The sequence below is a fragment of the Nocardia sp. NPDC056541 genome (genome assembly GCF_042794235.1).
GTDB lineage: Bacteria > Actinomycetota > Actinomycetes > Mycobacteriales > Mycobacteriaceae > Nocardia.
This window is the reverse complement of the sequence record NZ_JBHTUD010000002.1, coordinates 1-17,822: the sequence shown is the minus strand read 5'-3', so window position 1 is coordinate 17,822 and position 17,822 is coordinate 1. Positions and strand designations below refer to the sequence as shown.

At 69.7% G+C, this 17,822-nt stretch carries 20 protein-coding genes; 10 read left to right on the top strand and 10 right to left on the bottom strand.

The features are described 5' to 3' along the window. Positions 1-281: 281 nt before the first annotated feature. From recA to ACFQ9R_RS03060, 4 genes are all read right to left on the bottom strand, one after another. Positions 282-1,319: a recombinase RecA gene (gene recA / locus ACFQ9R_RS03075; RefSeq protein ID WP_067460620.1), complete on the bottom strand. Its 1,038-nt coding sequence runs from the start codon at positions 1,317-1,319 to the stop codon at positions 282-284. 172 nt (positions 1,320-1,491) lie between these two features. Further along, positions 1,492-1,941, bottom strand: a complete 450-nt coding sequence (locus tag ACFQ9R_RS03070) for a nuclear transport factor 2 family protein (protein WP_378988526.1) — start codon at positions 1,939-1,941, stop codon at positions 1,492-1,494. 19 nt (positions 1,942-1,960) lie between these two features. Then, the gene (locus tag ACFQ9R_RS03065; RefSeq protein WP_378988523.1) at positions 1,961-2,842 is read right to left on the bottom strand and encodes a pyridoxamine 5'-phosphate oxidase family protein; all 882 of its coding nucleotides are present in this window, start codon (positions 2,840-2,842) and stop codon (positions 1,961-1,963) included. Positions 2,843-2,880: 38 nt separating this feature from the next. Beyond that, complete coding sequence (locus tag ACFQ9R_RS03060; RefSeq protein WP_378988521.1) at positions 2,881-3,342, bottom strand: VOC family protein; 462 nt, start codon at positions 3,340-3,342, stop codon at positions 2,881-2,883. Positions 3,343-3,471: 129 nt separating this feature from the next. Between ACFQ9R_RS03060 and ACFQ9R_RS03055 the strand changes: the two genes are divergently transcribed. Next, the gene (locus ACFQ9R_RS03055) at positions 3,472-3,987 is read left to right on the top strand and encodes a CGNR zinc finger domain-containing protein (protein ID WP_378988519.1); all 516 of its coding nucleotides are present in this window, start codon (positions 3,472-3,474) and stop codon (positions 3,985-3,987) included. Between the two features lie 11 nt (positions 3,988-3,998). Here ACFQ9R_RS03055 and ACFQ9R_RS03050 read toward each other — a convergent pair whose 3' ends face one another. The 3 genes from ACFQ9R_RS03050 to ACFQ9R_RS03040 form a co-directional block, all read right to left on the bottom strand. Next, entirely contained in the window at positions 3,999-5,219 is a 1,221-nt protein-coding gene (locus ACFQ9R_RS03050; protein ID WP_378988517.1) for a phosphotransferase, read from the bottom strand. A 7-nt stretch (positions 5,220-5,226) separates the two neighbouring features. Next, positions 5,227-5,418, bottom strand: coding sequence for a DUF3046 domain-containing protein (locus tag ACFQ9R_RS03045; protein ID WP_062988054.1), 192 nt, complete (start codon positions 5,416-5,418; stop codon positions 5,227-5,229). A gap of 229 nt (positions 5,419-5,647) precedes the next feature. After that, positions 5,648-6,799 (bottom strand): glycosyltransferase, encoded by a 1,152-nt coding sequence (locus tag ACFQ9R_RS03040; protein WP_378988515.1) that lies wholly within the window; start codon positions 6,797-6,799, stop codon positions 5,648-5,650. Positions 6,800-6,918: 119 nt separating this feature from the next. Between ACFQ9R_RS03040 and ACFQ9R_RS03035 the strand changes: the two genes are divergently transcribed. Next, positions 6,919-7,476: an HD domain-containing protein gene (locus tag ACFQ9R_RS03035; protein WP_378988513.1), complete on the top strand. Its 558-nt coding sequence runs from the start codon at positions 6,919-6,921 to the stop codon at positions 7,474-7,476. A 56-nt stretch (positions 7,477-7,532) separates the two neighbouring features. Here the strand turns inward: ACFQ9R_RS03035 and ACFQ9R_RS03030 are convergent, their stop codons facing one another. Beyond that, entirely contained in the window at positions 7,533-8,243 is a 711-nt protein-coding gene (locus tag ACFQ9R_RS03030; protein ID WP_378988511.1) for a PIG-L deacetylase family protein, read from the bottom strand. Between the two features lie 23 nt (positions 8,244-8,266). Further along, positions 8,267-8,434 (bottom strand): hypothetical protein, encoded by a 168-nt coding sequence (locus ACFQ9R_RS03025; protein ID WP_358072878.1) that lies wholly within the window; start codon positions 8,432-8,434, stop codon positions 8,267-8,269. 401 nt (positions 8,435-8,835) lie between these two features. Here ACFQ9R_RS03025 and ACFQ9R_RS03020 point away from each other — a divergent pair, with 401 nt between their 5' ends. The 8 genes from ACFQ9R_RS03020 to ACFQ9R_RS02985 all read left to right on the top strand — a co-directional run bounded on the left by ACFQ9R_RS03020 (position 8,836) and on the right by ACFQ9R_RS02985 (position 16,703). Beyond that, entirely contained in the window at positions 8,836-9,588 is a 753-nt protein-coding gene (locus tag ACFQ9R_RS03020; RefSeq protein ID WP_378988509.1) for an ABC transporter permease, read from the top strand. After that, positions 9,585-10,358 carry an ABC transporter ATP-binding protein gene (locus tag ACFQ9R_RS03015; RefSeq protein WP_378988506.1) on the top strand — a complete coding sequence of 258 codons (774 nt, stop codon included), beginning with the start codon at positions 9,585-9,587 and terminating at the stop codon, positions 10,356-10,358. Before ACFQ9R_RS03020 ends, ACFQ9R_RS03015 begins: the two co-directional genes overlap by 4 nt. Positions 10,359-10,398: 40 nt before the next feature. Then, positions 10,399-11,361: an ABC transporter substrate-binding protein gene (locus tag ACFQ9R_RS03010; RefSeq protein ID WP_378988504.1), complete on the top strand. Its 963-nt coding sequence runs from the start codon at positions 10,399-10,401 to the stop codon at positions 11,359-11,361. Then, complete coding sequence (locus ACFQ9R_RS03005; protein WP_378988502.1) at positions 11,358-12,365, top strand: asparaginase; 1,008 nt, start codon at positions 11,358-11,360, stop codon at positions 12,363-12,365. The genes ACFQ9R_RS03010 and ACFQ9R_RS03005 overlap by 4 nt, the downstream gene beginning before the upstream one ends. Continuing rightward, complete coding sequence (locus ACFQ9R_RS03000) at positions 12,362-13,576, top strand: M20 family metallopeptidase (RefSeq protein WP_378988500.1); 1,215 nt, start codon at positions 12,362-12,364, stop codon at positions 13,574-13,576. Before ACFQ9R_RS03005 ends, ACFQ9R_RS03000 begins: the two co-directional genes overlap by 4 nt. Before the next feature lie 19 nt (positions 13,577-13,595). Next, positions 13,596-14,345 carry a GntR family transcriptional regulator gene (locus ACFQ9R_RS02995; RefSeq protein WP_378988498.1) on the top strand — a complete coding sequence of 250 codons (750 nt, stop codon included), beginning with the start codon at positions 13,596-13,598 and terminating at the stop codon, positions 14,343-14,345. Positions 14,346-14,445: 100 nt separating this feature from the next. Continuing rightward, positions 14,446-15,141 carry a maleylpyruvate isomerase family mycothiol-dependent enzyme gene (locus ACFQ9R_RS02990; protein ID WP_378988496.1) on the top strand — a complete coding sequence of 232 codons (696 nt, stop codon included), beginning with the start codon at positions 14,446-14,448 and terminating at the stop codon, positions 15,139-15,141. A 68-nt stretch (positions 15,142-15,209) separates the two neighbouring features. After that, positions 15,210-16,703, top strand: a complete 1,494-nt coding sequence (locus ACFQ9R_RS02985) for a carboxylesterase/lipase family protein (RefSeq protein ID WP_378988494.1) — start codon at positions 15,210-15,212, stop codon at positions 16,701-16,703. 67 nt (positions 16,704-16,770) lie between these two features. On the opposite strand, the gene ACFQ9R_RS02980 is transcribed toward ACFQ9R_RS02985, so the two are convergent. After that, positions 16,771-17,646, bottom strand: coding sequence for a hypothetical protein (locus tag ACFQ9R_RS02980; protein WP_378988492.1), 876 nt, complete (start codon positions 17,644-17,646; stop codon positions 16,771-16,773). Positions 17,647-17,822 lie beyond the last annotated feature (176 nt).

The window sequence follows — 17,822 nt, the reverse complement described above, 5'->3', positions numbered from 1 at the left end:
GCGCAGCGAAACGCGGTGGTTTGTCACCATCGGTGAATCCGGTCGGGTGCGCGCGCTGCGGATCGCCCGCACCCGACCGAATCCTCTCCGCGTCCGGGTCGGCTCGTGTGTCACGAGCCGACCGGACGAGTTCATCGGCCGTGCCCCTGCCGCGCCCTACCGCGGGCGGTATGACCGGCTCCGGCTCGACCTCGATACCGAGGCGAGCCAGCTGCCTGCGCATCTGTTCGACCGGGTCGGCCGAATCGCGGTGGCCGCCGGGGCTCGGCGTGGTCATCGGCTCAGAAGTCGGCGGGCGCGTCGGCCTCGGCGGTCAGGACGGCGCCGATGCCCAGCTTCTCCTTGATCTTCTTCTCGACCTCGTCGCGCACGTCGGTGTTCTCCAGCAGGAACTTGCGGGCGTTCTCCTTGCCCTGGCCCAGCTGGTCGCCCTCGTAGGTGTACCAGGAGCCGGACTTGCGGATGAAGCCGTGCTCGACACCCATGTCGATGAGCGAGCCCTCCTTGGAGATGCCCTGGCCGTAGAGGATGTCGAACTCGGCCTGCTTGAACGGCGGGGCGACCTTGTTCTTGACCACCTTCACGCGGGTGCGGTTGCCGACCGCGTCGCTGCCGTCCTTGAGGGTCTCGATGCGGCGCACGTCCAGGCGGACCGAGGCGTAGAACTTCAGCGCTTTACCACCGGTGGTGGTCTCCGGGGAGCCGAACATGACGCCGATCTTCTCGCGCAGCTGGTTGATGAAGATGGCGGTGGTGCCGGAGTTGCTGAGCGCACCGGTCATCTTGCGCAGCGCCTGGCTCATGAGGCGGGCCTGCAGGCCGACGTGGCTGTCGCCCATCTCGCCTTCGATTTCCGCGCGCGGCACCAGGGCGGCGACGGAGTCGATGACGAGGATGTCGATGGCGCCGGAGCGCACCAGCATGTCGGCGATCTCCAGGGCCTGCTCACCGGTATCGGGCTGGGAGACCAGCAGCGCGTCGGTGTCGACGCCCAGCTTGCGGGCGTAGTCGGGGTCGAGGGCGTGCTCGGCGTCGATGAAGGCGGCGACACCGCCCGCGGCCTGGGCGTTGGCGACGGCGTGCAGCGCGACGGTGGTCTTACCCGAGGATTCCGGGCCGTAGATCTCCACGACGCGACCGCGCGGCAACCCACCGATACCGAGCGCGACGTCGAGCGCGATGGAGCCGGTCGGGATGACCGCGATCGGCTGGCGGGTCTCCTCGCCCAGACGCATGACCGCGCCCTTACCGAAGCTCTTCTCCACCTGCGCCAGTGCCAGTTCCAGCGCTTTGTCGCGATCGTAGGCCTGCGGTGCCATGATGTGTGCCCCTTCTCGAGGTGAGTGTCTCTCTGGTTGGCGCCCACAGTAGAGGCCGGCACCGACAAGTTCTGGCGCCCAGGTTAGTCGAACACCCATTCGAGTCAAGCGACGCGCCCGGCAACACGCGAAGCAGCCGCTCCGACCAGCAATCCGGGAGCGATACCGGTCGTCAGCGCTGCGGCAGCACCGAGTCGTCGCCCTCGGCGCGTGGCCCGAAGATCCGCCGCTGCGACTGTTCGATGCGCACGTCGTTGATGCTGGCCTCGCGCCGTGCCATCCGCCCGTCCGCCGCGAACTCCCACTGCTCGTTGCCGTAGCTGCGCCACCACTGCCCCGATTCGTCGTGCCATTCGTACTGGAAGCGCACGGCGATGCGGTTGTCGTGGAAAGCCCACAGATCCTTGCGCAGCGCGTAGCCGTTCTCGGCCGACCATTTACGGGTGAGGAAGTCGACGATCGCGGCATGGCCGGTGAAGAACTCGTCGCGGTTGCGCCAGACCGAATCCTCGGTGTACGCGGCGGCGACGCGTTCGGGATCCCTGGTGTTCCAGGCATTTTCGGCGGCGAGCACCTTCGCGCGCGCGGAGTCGAGATCAAAGGGTGGCAATGGCGGACGCATGGAAGACCTTTCGATGTGATCAGGGGTTGTTCGGGGAGAGCTCGGGCGGCCCCCAGCGCACAGCGAGCGCACCGGGCCGTTCGATCGCCTCCTCGACGGTGAAGTCGACAGCACACTGCGCGCCGGTAGTGAATGCCGCGCTGTCCCAGACTAATTCGGCGCGGCCGGTGAGCTGCAGCAGCGCGCCGGTCGACCAGTCGGCGACGAGCAACCCACAGCGCGGTTGCACGGCGAGGTTGCCCAGCGTCATGAACATCGAGTTGCCGCGATAGTCCGGCCAGCGCAACCGGGTCGGCGACAGCACCTGCAGAAAACCGGGATTGCCACCGCGGTGTGAGGCGTCGGCGTGCCCGTCACTGTCGGCGGTGGCGACGAAGAAGGTGTCGGCGGCCCCCACCATCTCGACCGCGGTGGGCGTGAGCGCCGTGCCACGCCACACCGGGCCGGGCTCCCCGGCGGCGGACACCTCCCGAATCTGCCTGCGCGAGATGTACTTCGGGCAGTTCGCGTAGACCTGCTCGGTGGTGATCCGCAGTCCACCGTCGCGCACCACCGATGTGCCGTTGACGCGCATCCGCCTGCGGCGCTGCGGCTGCAGGGCGATCAGCCCGACGTCGACGTCACCCGCCATCGCCGCCGAGAGCGGATCCGACGTCTCGGGCAGCGTGTCGATGTCGATGGTCGCGTCATCGATCGCGTGCACGAACCCGGCGGGACCGGTGAGCGGGCTCGCCCACAGCCGCCCCGCCGGATCGGCGGCACCGAGCACCACCATCGGCTGCTCGGCCAGGAAGGACGCGGCGACCGCCGGAATCCCGGTTCGGATCGAACGGCCGACGCGAGCAGCCGCGTCGGCCTGCCCCAGGCGTTGCTGCACAGCCAGTTCTCCGGAGTGAAACATCCTCACCCTCCCTGTTTACGACGTGAATTGCCCGTGGGTCAGAAGAATCCGCACGTCGGGGCGGGTCCGGCCGGCGCGGGAGCGGTATCGGCGCCCAGCGGCGCGAACACCTCGAGGCGAATGCCATCGGGATCGGCGAAGAAGATGCCACCGGAGGACGCGCCCTCACCGTGGGCGACCACCCCGTCGTGGAAGAACTCGGCATCGACCGCGCGCAGCGCCGACTCGACGGCCCGCACCGTGTCGACGTCGTCGACCTGGAACGACAGGTGATGCAGGCCCGGCGTGCTGGTGGAGAACTCGCCGCTGCTCTGCTGCCACAGCGTGAGCACCAGCGCACCGCCCCGGCCGAGGAATGCCCAGCGCCGTTCGCCGTCGGCGCCGGTACCGAGCTGTTCGAAGCCGAGGCCACGGCGGTAGAAGTCGACGGAACGGTCGAGGTCGGCGACGTTGAGTCCGATATGACCGGTGGTGAGCACAGGTGCGGCGACGGTGGTCATGGTTTCCTCCCGGAATGTGTAACTGTCTATCGGTTGTTGAACAGTTAGAACATAGAATGAGCCCACCCGCTTCGTCAACCCTTGAAATACTTTTAGACAGTTAGGAGGGGTGTGTTGATAACCTCGGGCATGCGCGATCCCCGTCCGCACACCGGCGAACCCCCTGCTCTCGACCTGCTCAACACCCGGTGGGCGGGCGCCGAACCCGGCGACCTGCTCGCCGATCTCGACGGGCTGCGCACCTGGCTGGAGCTGCTCGGGCTCGCCGATCGCGTACCCGCCGACAACCACGCCCTCACCGCGCTGCACACCGCGCGCGCAGCCGTGCACGACGCCGTCACTCGCGCCGACCACACCGCACTGAACAAGGTCCTCGACCACGGGCGAATCCGGCGCGAGCTCACCGACGAGGGGCCACAGGACATCCCCGAGGTCGACGACCCGGCGTGGCTACCCGGCTGGCTCGCCGCCGACAATCTGCTGCACCTGATCGCGCAGGCACCGCAGCGGATCCGCCAATGCGCGCATCCCGACTGCGTGTTGTTCTTCTACGACACGTCCAAGAACGGCACCCGCCGCTGGCATTCGATGGCGACCTGCGGCAACCGCACCAAGGCCGCGCGCCACTACGCCAAGACCAGCTGAGCAGCGCCTCGTCAGAACAGTTCGTCGAGCAGCCGGTAGTAGTCGAGCTTGACGCGGTCGGGTTCGGTCAGGCCGTAGGCGGTGTAGAAGGCCGCGACCGCCTCGGTGCCGAAGTCCCCGGCCAGGTCGCGCTCGGCCAGCGCCAGATCGCGATAGCGGTCGCCGGTGCCCAGCGTCGCGACATCGATGAGCAAGCCGCCGGTGAGCACATTGCCCGGCGTGAAATCGCCGTGCGTGACGACCAGATCCTCGGTGGCCGGGCGCCGCTCCCGCAGGCGCTCGAGTATCGCGGCAGGTGAGAGGTCGCGATGATCGTCGTCGAAATCCGTGGGGTCGACGAAGCCCTCGACCACATGGCGGTGGGCGCGGGCGAGGCTGAGATCCAGACCACCCGCGAAGGGGCAACTCGGCACCGGGAGATCGTGCAACGACCGCAGGGCGCGGCCCATCTGGGCACCGACTTCGGCCGGATCGGTCTGTCCGGCGAGCGATCCACCGGCATCCGCGAGAACGAGAACATCCTCGGCGAACGCGACCACGTCCGGCACCGCGATCCCGTTGTCGCGCAACCACGTCAGCCGGGCGTGCTCGGCCACCGCCCGCGGACCACGCTTGATCCAGTACTCACCCGACCGCACCAGGTTCCCGTCACAGCCCTCGTGATCGTCGGACCACTCCGGCACCGGCCCGAGGAGCTCCTCGATCACCGGCGGCAGCGGCACGGCCAGCTCGTCGAGATGGTCGAGGGCCGCGCGGGTGGACTCGATGAGTTCGGAATCGCCGTCGGCCACCCGCAGCCGCATGGCCTCGTTGAGCAGCTCGCGCGCCTCCAGCGGACGGTGCTGTTCGGCCAGTGACTTGCCCAGGTGGTGGGCGGCGAAGGAGACGAGCTCGGGGTCGAGCGCGCGGCTGGCGTGCAGCGCCCGGCGGTAGAGGATCTCGGCGTGCCCCGGCTCGCCGTGATAGCGGTAGACATCGGCCAGGTTGATCCAGACGGTGATCCGGCGCCGCTCGGTGTCGGCCAGTTCCAGGGCCTGATCGAGCCGGTCGAGGGCCTCGTCGTAGCGCCCCAGCAGCATCAGCGCGATGCCGAGCCTGCGCAGGCCGGGAAAATCGTGCGGGTCGGCGAGGGCGACCCTGGCCGCGAGGGTTTCGGCGTCGACCGGGATCATCCGCAGCCGCTCGTCGAACCGATACGGTCGCGTGTCCGGGTTCTGCGCTGTCACGGCCATTTCCTGGTCACCACCGGTTCGGAGGTACGTCGAAGTCGGCACACAGCGCCCGCCAGACGTCGCGTGGGTCGACACCATTGTCGATCGCCACCGCCCCCGTGCGCCCCAGCTGGGGTATCACGTGATCGGTCAGCATGGCGTCGGCGCGCGCCACGCCGAACTCGGTGTGCATCAGCTCCTGGAATTCGGTCAATCGCACGTTGCCCAAGATACTCGCGCCGGACCAGAGCCGACAGTGCCCCGCTCAGCGCACCTCCGTCGCGACACCCAGGATCGTCCGCGCGCACCCTGCTCAGGGCCACTCTCCGACTCGTCTGAGCGAACGCCCAGAGACGCACGACGGACGGGATCCGGCGGCAAACTACCGCTTTCGCAGCGTCGTGACAGACCGGGACCAGGCCCTCGAACTCGGCCGGACCGGGGTCGAACTACCGCTTCGCGGCGTCGTGACAGATCTGGACCGGGTCTTCGACTTCCGCCAGACCGGCGGCGGCGTGCCGAGCCGCTTCGGCATAGGCGGGGTCGTCGAGTACCTGACGCACCGCGGCACCGACCGCCTCGGGCGTGAGCGGTCGCACGAGCACCGAACTGCCCTGTCGCACCGCCCGATTGGCGAGTTCCCACTGGTCACCGCCGCCGGGGACGGTCACCACCGGGACGCCCGCGGACAGGGATTTGGCGAGCAGGCCGTGGCCACCGCCGCCGACGACGACCGCGGCGTGCGTGAGCAGTTCGTCCTGGCGGCCCAGGCCGGCGGTGGCCCAGTCGGGAAGATCGGCGGGCGGCGTATCGAGGGTCGAGATGGCCGCGCGCACACCGAGTCCGGCCAGGCCGGACAGGACGATATCGGCCATATCGGCGACGCCGGTGTGCGCGGTCGACGGCGCCACCATCACCAACGGCGCATCGCCGGGGGGCAGCGCAAGCACGGCATCGGTCGGTTCCCACAGCAGCGGCCCGACGACGTGGGTGTCGGCAGGCCAGTCCGGGCGGTCCATCTCCAGCGCGGGCAGGGTGGCGACCAGGCGCGCGGCGGGACCGGGGTCCTCGGCGGGCAGGCCGATGGTTTCGCGGGCCGCCGAACGCTGACGATGTCCGTTGCGGACCGCGCGCGCGGTCATCGTGCGCAGGACACCGTCGCGCATCCGGCCACGCATACCCTCCCCCGGCGCCAGGCCACTACCGATGGGCGGCAAGGCTTTCGACGGCAGGTAGAGCGGGTGCGGTGACAACTCGACCCACGGCAGGCCCAGCCGTTCGGCCGCCATCCCGCCGCCCGCGGTGAGGACGTCGGAGACGATCAGGTCGGGCAGCATCGCGCTGAGTTCGGGCAGGTTCTCGGTAGCGATGTGGGCGGCGCGCTCGTGGATCCGGGCCCCCGCGTCGGCGTCGTCGTCGGTGGGGCGCGGCGCGAGACCCTTGAGCTTGCGCACGCTGAGCCCCGCCGAGCGCGCCTGATCCAGCCATCTCGGCCCGGTGAACAACACGGGTTCGTCGCCCGCGGCCAGCAATCGCAGGCACAGCGCGATCGCGGGAAACGCATGCCCTGGATCGGGCCCGGCCACCACAGCTATTCGCATCCGCCCACCCTGCCATACCGCCAGACCCCGCCCACCTCGGACGACCGATCCACGATTTCTGCGCTACCTTGACCGCCGCGAGACCGATCCGTCCGAGCGACACCATCAGGAGCGAGCACGTGCGACACCCCGGAATCGACACCGTCGACGACCTGTTCGCGCTGCTCGAGCGGTGCGCCGGCGCCTGGGACACCGCGGACCGCACCGGCGACCCGGTCGACATCCTCGATCACGATCGCCAGTGCGCGCAGTTGCTCCGCCGCGACTTCCCCGATGACGAAGAACTCCAGGTCGCGGGTCTGCTGCACGACATCGGCCATGTACTTTTCCCCGGTGACGACGCGGGCCACGGCAGGCACGGCGCCGAGGCGGTGCGTGCGCTGCTCGGCCCCCGGGTAGCGCGCCTGATCGAACTCCACGTGACCGCGAAACGCTTTCTGGTGGCAACGGATCCAGCACACGCGGCCGGGTTGTCGGCCTCGAGTCACCGCACGCTCGTCGCACAGGGCGGCCCGATGACGCCCACCGAGACCGATTCGTTCCGCGCGGACCCCGACTTCGCCGCGGCCCTGGCGCTGCGAAGGGCCGATGACGCGGGCAAGGTGGTCGGCCTACGGGTCGCGCCGCTTCAGGAGTGGCGGCCACTTGTCGAGCGCGTCGCGGCCCGACGGCTCTGATGGCGACGACACCCAGTGCCCTTGCACCGCAACATCATCGATGCACGAGTCGCTGATCAGCCGCCGAAGGTGAACAGTTCGAACCCGACGGCGTGTTCGGCGGGGAACCCTTCCTTGGGACCCGTGGCGAAGCTGACGATCTCGCGCACCTGCTCCTCCACCGGCACCGGGCTCAGCACCTGCAGATAACGCCGATGCGCCGACAACGACGCGCGCGCCTGCTCCAGCTGAGCGCTCACGTCGACAGCATGGGTGGCCACGGGACCGACCACGGCGGCCCACCGCGCCGACCACAATGGCAGATCAGCGATTTCGGGGAAGATCCACTCGTTGCCCGCGTCGGAGATCGCGTCCATCGCCGATCGGCCGACGGCCCGGTGATCGGCACTGTTGACCACGCCGGGCGCCCAGGTGTCGCCGAAGTTGAACAGCACCACCATCTCCGGGCGATGTCTGCGCAGCGCGGCGGCGAGTTCCCTTCGCAGGGTGAGACCTTCCTCGATGCGGCCGTCGGAATGGTCGAGGAATTCGACGGTGTGCACGCCGACCTCACGGGCGCCCGAGATCTCCTCGATCTCCCGCAACGGCCCGGCCTGCGCGGGCGGCATCCCGGCGATCCCCGCCTCGCCGCGCGTGACGAGCAGGTAGCGAATGTCCTTGCCCTGCCCCGTCCATCGCGCGACCGCCGCCGCGGCGCCGTATTCGATGTCGTCGGGGTGCGCGACGATCACCAGTCCGCGCTGCCAGTCCTCGGGTACCTGTTCCACCCCGCCATGCTAACCACAGACGACTAACTGATCGGGGTCTTGTCGCTCCCCGACACCGCCTTGTACAGCAGGTACACGCCGGTGCCGATCGCCCCGATCACCAGGATGGGCATCAGCGCCTCGATCAGCGCGCCGAGAATCCAGAACGCGATCACCGCGACCACGACGATGCCGATGACTTTCAAGACCATGACGACTCCTTCACCTCTGCGACCGCCGTCCAGCGATCCGACTCCTCCGATCCTCCCACCCGGCGAGCAATAGATCACCAGGTCAGCACCGATATCCGGGTGTAGATCAGGGTTCACCCCGAGATCTCGGGCGCAGCGGTACGACGTTTCGGATCACGGTGAATCCGGTGGCGTATCCGTCCTCTCGCGCGCCCGCCATCGGCCGGTTCCCGGGTGCGCAGGTGGCGTAGCACGCCGGACCTGTTCGCGGACACCTCGGCGTAATACCGCCGCTCTATAACATTCCTGACGCAGGAAAGGTGGGACAGCCCGTGACAACGGAAACCCTCGAAATACCCGCCCCGGGGATATCAACGGCGGAATCACCGCGGCGCCACGCACTCACCGTGATTTCCGTTCCCGTGGCTCGGACAATCACCGCGGGAATCGGCATTCTCGCCGTGGCGCTGATCTGGACCGCGATCGAAAGGTGGGGAATTTTCCCGGCGGTATTGTTTCCCGGCCTCGACGAGATCGCCTCGGCCGGCGCCGCGATGTGGCGCGACGGAACCCTGCGCGCGGATTCACTGGCCAGCCTCGACCGGGTGGTCCGGGGTTTCGCGGCGGGTGTGCTGGTCGCGATCCCGGTGGGCGCGCTCACCGCCACCACCAGGGTGGGCCGTCTGGTCGTGCAGCCGGTACTGCGATTGTTCGCGCCGGTGCCGACGGTCGCGCTGGTCCCCCTGGCCATTCTGTGGTTCGGGCTCGGCGAAGGCAGTAAACAGTTCGTGATCGCGCTCGGTGTGTTCGTCCCGGTATGGATCAATACCCATTCCGGACTTTCGGCGACACCCGCCGATTTCCTGAAAGTCGCGCGCTGCGCGGGCGCTTCCCGTTGGCGCACGCTGATTCGGGTGGTGCTCCCCGAGGCATTTCCCGATATCGTCACCGGATTGCGGGTCGGTACCGCCACCGCATTCGTGTTGATCGTGGTCGCGGAAATGGCGGGTACCACCGAGGGACTGGGCTATCGCATCGCCCAGGCGCAACTGTTCTCGCAAGTCGATCGCATGCTGTTCTGCCTGCTCGTACTGGGAGTTCTCGGGGTGCTGTGCGATCAGGTGGTGGCGCGGGCCGCGGCCCCGTTCATCGGCTGGGACAAGGAAGAACGATGAGCCTCACCTTGACCGCGAGCGGCGTCACCGTCGGATTCGCCCGCCGCGACACCCCCGTCCTCGACGATCTCTCGCTCACCGTCGCGGCCGGCTCGTGCACCGTGCTCGTCGGGCCGTCCGGCTGCGGCAAATCGACCCTGCTCGACTGCTTCGCCGGCCTGCGCCGACCCGACTCCGGTGTGGTCACCGAGAACGGGGTACGGATCACCGGACCGGCGCCACGACGCGGTGTCGTGTTCCAGCGTGACGTGCTGTTCCCCTGGAGCAGTGTGCGCGCCAACCTGGACTTCGTCCTCGGCGCCGCCGGTATGCCGCGGCGGGCACGGCCCGCACGGATCGCGGAACTGCTCGCCGCGGTGCACCTGCCCGCCGACGTCGCCACCCGCCGACCGCACGAACTGTCGGGCGGTATGCGCCAGCGAGTCGGTGTCGCCCGGATGCTCGCCGGTGACCCGGAGGTGATGCTGATGGACGAACCCTTCGCCGCACTGGACGCCCAAACCCGTTTGCACATGCAGGATCTGGTGACCGAGCTATGGGCGAATTCGGGCCGCACGGTGCTGTTCGTGACGCACGACGTGGACGAGGCGATCCGGTTGGCCGACCATTTCGTCATCCTCGGCGCGGGCACCATCCGGGCCCGGTTCGACAACCCGCTGCCCCGTCCGCGTCCCGCCGACCGACTCGCCGAGTTGCCGGGATACAGCGCACTCCGTCGCCGTCTGCACGCCGAATTGTGGGTCGAAGCAGACGATCTCCTGTCGCACTGAACCACTTCTGTTCGTACCGAACCACTCTCGGAGGTCACTCATGTCCGGATCACTGCGCAGAGCCTGCGCCGCCCTGCTCGTCGCCGCCACCACCGCCCTGTCACTGGCCGGGTGCGCGGGTGATGCCACCACCGGAACCGACACGCTCACCGTCGGTTTCGTCGTCGACCCGTCGTGGGCGCAGATCCCGGTCGCTCAGCAGGGCGGCATCTTCACCCGGCACGGGGTCACCGTGCGAGTGGTGAACTTCTCGACCGGTGTGCAGGCCCTGCAGGCATTGCAGGGCGGACAGGTCGACATCACCACCGCCGCCGATGTCCCGACCGCGAGCGCGCTGGCCAAGTCCGGCGATCTGCGGGTGGTGGCCGACGGGTCACGCTGGATGGGGTCGCGGATCGTCGCCCGGCGCGGCATCGAGAGCCTGAACCAGTTGGCGGGCAAGAAGATCGGCACACCGCTGGGCACCAGTGCTGCCTATTTCGCGGCGAAAGCGCTGGCAGGCGCCGGAGTCGAGGCCGAACTGGTCCAGGTGGCGCCCGCGACGATCACCACCGCGATCAGCAAGGGCGATGTGGACGCCGTCTCGATCTTCCAGCCCTACCAGACCCAGGCCATCGAAGTGCTCGGCGGCGACGCGGTGGAGCTGGACGTGACCGCCGACCCGTACCGCCAGCACAGCCTGTACCTGGCGCAGGCGGGCGTCGCCCAGCAGAAGGCCGCGACGTTCCGCAAGTTCTTCGACGCCATCGCCGAGGCGGGCACCGCGCTCGCCGAGCACGACGCGGCCGCCGTCGCGGCGGTCGCCGACGCGACGAAACTCGCGTCCGCCCTGGTCGAGAAGGTGTTGCGCGAGTTCGATTTCACGCTGCAACTGCGCCCCGAGCTGGCAGGCAATCTCGATGCGCTCGCCCTGTGGGCCCGCTCGAAGAACTATCTCGATCCGGCAGTTCCCACTGCCGACTACCCGCGCCTGCTCGACGCGAGCGCCCTGCCGCAGTCATGAGTACCCCCACGCTGTTCACTCTCGGCGGGACCATCAGCATGCGACTGGTCGACGGTCTCGCCGTCCCCACCCTCGATGCCGTCGGCGTCGCGCGACTCCTCGGCGGCGATCCTGTCCTCGACGCCGTAGAGGTGGCTCGGGTCGGCGGCTCCGAAGTCGACTTCGATCACCTGCGTGACCTGCACGCCGCCATGGCGGCCGCGCAGCACCGTGGCAGCACCGGGCTGATCGTCACCACCGGCACCGATTCCATCGAGGAGGTGGCCGCCTGGCTCACCTACACCGGGCCGTGGACCGTGCCCGTGGTGGTGACCGGCTCGATGGAACCCGGCGGCGAACCCGGTTCCGATGCCGTCGCGAATCTGCGGACCGCCCTCGCTGCCGTCGACACACCGGTGTCGAGCGAACCGGTGGTCGCGTTCGCCGGGGCGATCTGGCTCGGACGCGGCGTCCAGAAGGTGGCAGGCATCGGCCTCGACGCGTTCGCCACCCCTGGCCGACCAGCCCTCGGTCAGGTGAAAGGCCCCGCCGCGCGGTCGGCGTCGGCCACGAAGGAGGGTGCCGTCGTCACGGCCGAGCACCCGGCGCCCGCGCCGGCGACGGTGCTGGGACCGCCAGGCGCTCGCATCGCCCGGGTCCCGCTGGTCGGGGCGGCGCTGAGCGCCGACGACCTCGCGCTCCGGGCGGTCGCGGTGGACGCCGACGCGGTGGTGATCGCGGGCAACGGGGCTGGGAATCTGCCGCCCGCACTCGCCTCCACAGCGATCGAACTGGCCGCCGCGGGCACCCTCGTCGTGGTCGCCACCCGTGCCGCCGACAGCCGCACCGCCGCGGTCTACGGCTATCGCGGCGGCGGTGGACGACTCGTCGAGGCGGGCATCGTGCTCGCCGATCACATCACCCCGCACCAGGTGCGGGTCTTCCTCACCGTCGCCGTGTCCCGTGGACTGACCGCGAACGCGGTGCGGTCCGCCCTCATCCACCATCTGGAGTCGCTGACGTGACCATCGTGCACACCCCCCGCCTGGCCGCCCTGAGCCTTACCGAACTCGTCGAACTGCTGGTCCCCGCCGGACAGCCCTGGTGCGAGAACAGTCTCGACGGGCCTGCCCGACCACCCGAGGAGACCAGGGCCGCGCAGGAGATCGCGCCGCTGCTCACCGAACTGGGCTTCGAGACCCGGCTCGTGGGACGAACCCCGACGCGCGCCAATCTGCTCGCCACCAAGGTATTCGGACCGGGGCCCACCCTGCTGCTCAACGATCACCTCGACACCTACCCCTCCGGCCCACCGAGCCGGTGGACCAAGTGCGACAACCCCTTCCGCGCGGTGGTCGCGGACGGCCGGGTGTACGCGCGCGGTACCTCCGACACCCGGGGCAACCTCGCCACCTTGCTCAGCGCGGTCGCCCGGGTCTGCGCCGAACCGCCCGAGACGGGCACCCTGGTGGTGGCGCTGACCGTCGACGAGGAACGCAACGGCGTCGAAGGCGCGTTGTACCTGCTCGAGCAACACGGGCTGCGCGCGGACGCGAGCATCACCGTGGAGCCCACCGCTTGGACCGATGAGTCGGAGGCCGGCGTCGCGATCGCCACCCAGCACACCGGGCACGCGCTGATCGACATCGAGGTGCGCGGCCGCTCCAGCCACATCTGGCGACCCGATACCGGAATCAACGCCGCCCACGCCCTGCTCACGGTGCTCGGCGGCCTGAGCGCACTCCCCGAGGGCTGGGGACACAGTGTGGTCGGGCTCGACGCGGGCGAGGCCGGAATGGCGCAGTTCACCCCGCTCACCGCGTCGGCCCGGATCGCCGTCGTCGGGCTCGGGCCCGAGGTGAACCGCGCCGAGCTGCTGCAACGGATCGCCGACATCGCCCGCGACCATCCGACGGCGGGCACCGATGTCCACGTCACCTACGCGCCGGGACCGACCTTCGTCCCCGGCACCGAGCCCCTCGATGTCGACGAACCGATCGTCGCCGCGCTCAGGGCCGGCTATCACGACGCAGGCGGTGGACCAGCCCGCACCTACACCAAACCCGCCTACTGCGACACCATCCGATTCCGGCACGCGGGCATCCCCGCGGTGACCTTCGGACCGGGCGACGACGGCTGGGCGGTCTACGACGAGAGCATCGGCATCACCACGATGGAGTTCGCCGCCGAAGCGCTCGCCGCCGCCGTCGGCCGGTATCTGCGGCGGCCGGGATGACGCTGGTTATGCTCGGCGCGTGACACACCGGTCCGACCCGATCCGCGCGCACCCCGGGCGGCGATCGCGTTCGGATCGGGCCAGGCAGGTCGCCGACGTGCTGCGTCAGCAGATCGCCCAGGGTGCCGTCGCGGCCAAACTGCCCGCCGAGGCCGTCCTGCAGCGCGAATTCAGTGTGTCGCGCAACAGTATTCGCGAGGCGCTGGAGATCCTGCGGCGCGAAGGACTGGTCGACCGGTTGCCCGGCGTCGGCACGGTGGTGCGGCGGCCCAAGCTCGAACACACCATCGCCGCCACCCGGGGTCTGGCCGCCTCGCTGCGCGGGCACGGGACCGTCGTCAACCAGGTCCGCACCGCCGGTCAGGTGCGTCCGCCGACCGCGGTCGCGACCGCGCTGGGACTCGAGCCGGGCGCGCACGTCTGCTACATCGAACGCCTGCGACGGGTCGACGGGGAACCGATCTCCCTGGATCTGACCTACCTGCCACTCGACATCGGCACCGCGCTCCTGCAGGCCGATCTGGAAACCGAAGACCTCTTCGCACTGATCGAGCGCGCGGCCGACGACCGCCTCACCACAGTCTCGATCAACCTCGACGCGGTCAACGCCGACGAACACTGCGCGGCGCTTCTCGGCGTGACGCCGGGCAGCGCGCTTCTCGTTCTGCAGCGCACGACACGGCTCAGCGACGGTTCGCCGGCCTGCCTGGAATTCGTCCGGATGCGCGGTGACCGGATCACCCTGCGCATGTCCGCGCCCGCGACCTGACGGCGAACGTCACATCCGAAGGCCCCATGGTGCCGGGCCCGCCTCGTCTCGCGGTAGAGCCGACCGGCAGCGTGTCGAGTGCCGGGCTACCGTGATCGGCATGGACTACTTGGCGTTGCTCTGTGCGAAGCTCACCGCCTTCGGTGAGCTCATCACCCCCGACACCGATCTGGCCGCGCCGGTGCCGTCCTGCGGCGACTGGGTGTTCTACGACCTAGTCGACCATGTCGGGCGCGGCAATCTGTGGGTGGTCACCGCGGTGGCCGAGCTGCGCGGCGATTTCGAGGGCGAGCCCGCGCCGAGAGATCCCGCCGCCCTGCGCGAGTGGTACGAGTCGACCGCCGACGCCATGGTGACCTCGCTGTCCGCGGACGAGAACCAGGAGGCCTGGACCTTCACCCGGTCCATGCCGCGCACCGTCGGTTTCTGGCGGCGGCGCCGCGCCCACGAGACGCTCATGCACCTGTGGGACGGTCAGAACGCGCTCGGCAAGGCCGACCCGTTCGACTCCGATCTCGCTGTCGACGGCATCGATGAGGTCTTCGAACTGTTCGCGCCGCGGATGATCCACCGCGGCCTGGCGGTCGAACCCGAGGTGGCGCTGCGGCTGCGGGCCACCGATACCGGCGGCACCTGGACCTACGGTCCGGGCGAGTCGGTAGCCGAGCTGGCGGGTACCGCGTCGGACCTGCTCCTGGCCCTGTGGGGACGCAAATCCGGCGACGACCCGGAGTTCACCTGGGACGGCGACCGCGCGGCGGGCGAGCGAGTACTCGCCGGACCGCTCGTTCCGTAGGCAAACGACTGACGGCGAACCGGACAAGCGCCCATAATCGGGGCTCACCGCGCGTAGGAGGACTTGTCATGGAACCCATCGTCACGACCACGAGCGGCGCGATCCGCGGCCACACCGAGGCCGGGATCACCCGTTTTCTCGGGGTGCCGTACGCGGCGGCGCCGGTCGGGCCGAAACGTTTCCAGCTGCCCGAGGCCGCGCCCGCCTGGGACGGCGTGCGAGACGCGACCGAAATGGGCGCCACCTGCGCACAGACGCCGTATCCCGCGCCGATCCACGCCCTCATCGGCAGTGACGGTATCCCTGGCGACGAGTACCTCAACGCGAACGTGTGGACGCCCGACTCCGCCGCTTCGGGTCTACCGGTGCTGGTGTGGATTCACGGTGGCGCGTTCGTCCGCGGGTCCAACGCGCGGGCAATCTACGATGGCTCGGCGTTCGCGCGCGACGGCGTGGTGATGGTGGGGATCAACTACCGGCTCGGGGTGTCGGGCTTCGCCGAGCTCGAGGGCGCACCGTCCAATCGCGGTCTGCACGACCAGATCTTCGCCTTGCGCTGGGTGCGCGAGAACATCGCTGCCTTCGGTGGCGACCCCGACAAGGTGACGATCTTCGGTGAGTCCGCCGGCGCGATGAGTGTGGCGGCGCTGATCGCCGCACCACAGACGGCCGGGCTGTTCCGCCGGGCGATCATGCAGAGCGGCAACGGTGCGGTCGCCGCCGATCCCGAGGACGCGCGCAAGGTGTCGGCCGCGCTGGCCGCCGAGCTCGGAATCTCGCCTACCGCGCAGGATTTCGGGAAACTGGGTCCGGACGAGTTGCGCACCGCGCAGAACGCCGTCGCGCTGGCCGTGATGACCGACCCCGATCCGCAGCGGTGGGGCGACTCGGTGATCCAGCTGGGCGGCGGCATCATGAGCCTGTTCCCGGTGATCGACGACGACATCGTCGCGGGCCCGCCGACGGAGGTGCTGCGCGCCCATCCGGATCGCGCGGTCCCCCTCATCGCGGGCACCACCGCCGACGAGTTCCGCTTCTTCACCGTCCCGGCAGGGCTCGCCGCCGCCATCACCACCGACACCCTGCCGTTCGTCCTCACCCGCTACGGCATCGATCCCGCTGTCGCCCAGGTCTATTCGACAGAGCGCCCGGATGCCACCCCCGCCGAGATCTTCAACGCCGTCCTCACCGACATGAGCTTCCGCTCCGGCACCTACGATTTCGCCGAAGCCTGCGCCGCCACCGTCCCCACCCATGTGTACGAATTCGCGTGGCCCACCGGACTTCCCGGCCTCGGCGCCTGCCACGTCCTGGAGGTCCCGTTCGTCTTCGACACCATCGACGACGCCCATACCCTGACCGGACCCACCCCACCTCAGGCGCTGGCCGACGAAATCCACGCCGCCTGGGTCGCTTTCGCCACCGACGGCACCACCGGCTGGGCCCCGTTCACGACCGACGAGAAGAACGTCCGGATCTTCGACAACCCCGAGTCCGCCACCGTCACCGATCCCCGCGCCACCGAACTCGCGGCCCTGCGCAAGGCCATCGCCCCAGCCTGACCCTTCGGGCGGCACGCCGCGTCCCGAACCGGCGTGCCGACCGGAAGTCGCGATGGTCCGAGAGGGGCTAGCGGACGGAATCCGTTCCGCCGGCGAACAAGTCGGGGCCCTGGTCGGCCATCTCGGTGAGCGCTTGGGCCCAGCCGTCGAGGCGGTCGGCGGCTTCACGAAGATCGGCGACGATGCCGTTGAACTGGTACGCCAGGACCGAGTCCTCGGGAACCGCGAGGATGCGGGCCGCGGCGGCGACGAGCTGTTCGTACTCGACCACACCGGTCTCCAGGCGCGTGAGCACGCCGGCGACAGTGGTTTTCAGCGCCGCGACGGTGTCGGGATTGGCGCGGCCGACGGTGTCGGCGGCCTGTTCCATGGCGACGACGTCGGTGGCGAGCGCGTGCAGGGCGGCCGCGCCGGAGCGGGCCGTCTCGAGCAGGTCGCGCAGTTCGTCTTCGGGGAGGCGGCGGGTGCGCGCGATCTGGGCACCGAGGTCGTAGAGCGCCCGTTCGGCACGGATCAGGCGCTGGATAGGGGCGCGCGCGGCCGATCGCAGGCCGGGCGACTTGTGGGCGACGAAAGCCGCCTGGGGTAAGGGCTTGTTGCGCAACTCCAGGTAGCGGCGGGCGCTGAGAGCGGTACCGGTGACGAAGGCGATGGCGCCACCACCGATCACCACGACCGCCCAGGCGGGCGCCGAGATCACGGCAAGACCGACCGCGCCGACCGTGGTGATACCGGAGGCGGTGCCGAGCTGAAAACTGCGCCTGCGGACCCGGCGCCGACGGCGCAGCTCCCGTTCGCGCGGGTCGGCCCAACGCCGCACCGCGACCAGCGCCTGCTCACCGACCCCCCGCAGCGTCGCGGGCACCGAGCCCGCCACCGCGACCTGCGCGATCGCCGCCGGATCCACGATCTCGGCACGCGCGCGCCGCCTGTTGCCGTTCATCCCCTCATCCTTCCGCTGCTCGAGCACCCGCTGCTGCCGCAGGTACCGACGCCGGCCTTCCCAACCCCGTACGACCCGACCTCGAGGAGGGTCCGCCGCGAAGCGGCGGTTCGCGGCCGTCCCGTCGATCAGGTGCCGTTGCGTAGGCGACGAAGGAGCAAGCAACGGTGCCTGAT